The organism is Bacillota bacterium (assembly GCA_036504675.1).
In the GTDB taxonomy this organism is placed as follows: Bacteria; Bacillota; Sulfobacillia; order JAJYWN01; family JAJZPE01; genus DASXUT01.
Genome location: DASXUT010000076.1, coordinates 1 through 1807, shown reverse-complemented (window position 1 = coordinate 1807; position 1807 = coordinate 1). Strand labels below are relative to the sequence as shown.

The 1807-nt window shown below is 65.0% G+C and carries 2 protein-coding genes; both read left to right on the top strand.

Annotated features, from left to right (window positions below; all coding sequences use genetic code 11):
• On the top strand, nucleotides 1–405 hold a 405-nt coding region (locus tag VGL40_05865; GenBank protein HEY3314797.1), incomplete at its 5' end, for a hypothetical protein.
• Between the two features lie 223 nt (nucleotides 406–628).
• Nucleotides 629–1807: S-layer homology domain-containing protein (locus VGL40_05860; protein HEY3314796.1), on the top strand; the 1179-nt coding region annotated here is incomplete at its 3' end.

Sequence of the window (1807 nt, the reverse complement as noted above, 5' to 3'; positions counted from 1 at the left end):
ACGGTCTCCAACGCCCTGGGCGCCTCGACCATGTCCGATGCCTTCGCCGCGACCAAGGACACCGTGGCCCCGACCATCGTGTCGGTCGTCGCCGCTACTGGGGCTACGACCGGTACGGTCACCTTCTCTGAGGCCGTCCATGGCGGAACGGCTGCTGTCCCCGCCGCCCTGGTGTTCGGCAACTTCGTCTACAACAACGTCAACGCCCTCGGTGCGACGGCCCTAGTTGCTCCGGTCACCACTACCGGGGTTACCGTGTCCACCGCCACCGTGACGTTTAGCGCTGCGACCATCGCTTCGGACTTCACCGCCGGCACTCCGGATACCCTTGCTGCCGCCGCTGGCGCGATCTTCGATGCGGCCGGCAACGCGATGGGTGTTGGGGCCGTCGGCCTCACCCACTGAGATATAGCTAGTATCTTCTCGAGGCCCCTCTCACGAGGGGCCTCTTCCTTTTCCTCTATTGGCAGGGAATGGGAGCCGCGCTCTTGCGGGGCTCCCATCTCTTGCTTGATACACCGCGATTTCCGGGAACTTAACCCAAGCTTTCCTCGTCCAACCTGAAGGATACAGAACATGCCATGGCGAAATCTAGCACACTTAGCTTTTGATGGGAGGTCCCTCGACCGTGAAGGCACGGAGGTCGCTGCTTGCAGCTCTGGTGGTCATGAGTCTGGTTCTTCTCGGCGTCCCGCGGGTCGGGTTGGCCGCCGATCTGCCCTCCGATGTCGTTGGCACCAAGTACGAGGAGGCCGTCCGGCTCCTCAGCGGCATCGGGGTCATGAAGGGATACAACGACCTCACCTTCCGGCCCGAGGCGCCGGTCAAGCGCTCGGAGATGGCCAAGATTCTCGTCTACTCCCTGGGCCTCGGCGGGGTCGGCGAGGCCTCGATGGGGAAGACGGGCTACAAGGACGTCTCGGAGGACTCCTGGGCCTCCGGGTACGTCAACGTCGCCGACACCAAGGGGCTTATAAAGGGCGTCGGCAATGACCTCTTCGCCCCCGACCGCTCGGTCAGTTACGCCGAGGCGGCGACCATGCTCATCCGGCTTCTCGGCCGGGAGAGTGAGGTCGCGGGGAGCTTCCCGACCGGCCAGATCGCTCTGGCCGTCAGGTGGGGCCTGACTCAGGATACGGCCTTCATGGGGGACCAGCCGGCCAGGCGCGGCGACATCGCCCTGATGGTCTACAAGGCTCTCTACGAGATCCCCGACCGTACCGGTAAGACCCTCGCCTCCACGGTCTTCGGCTTCGGCCGGGCCGCCCGGATCGAGGTGACCCCGGCGACCGGCAGCATCGCCGTGGGTCAGACGGTTCAGTTCCAGGCGGTGGCCTATGACGCGGGCGGCAAGGCCGTGGCCATCACCCCGTCCTGGTCCGTCGGCGGCTCCCTGGGGATCGTCGACAAGACGGGCGTCTTCATCGCCACCGGTCCGGGAACCGGGAAGATCACCGCTTCGGCCGAAGGCCTGACCGCTACCGCTGACCTGACGGTCTACGGCACTCCGGTCAAGCTTTCGGTCACCGCCTCCCAGACCACCATGCCCTCTAACAATTCCTCGACCTCCGTGCTGACGGCCACCATGCTTGACGCCAACGGGAATAAGGTCGCCAACGGGCGGGGGAAGATCACCTTCACCGTCATCGACGCGTCCCTGGGCCACATGGATGCGTCGGTCATCGACGCCGTCGATGGGGTGGCCACGGCCACTTTCACCAGCACGACCATCCCCGGCATCGAGCAGATTTATGTCAGCGGCTCGAATGTCCAGGGTGCCTCCGTGACCATCAGCACGACCTCGCCG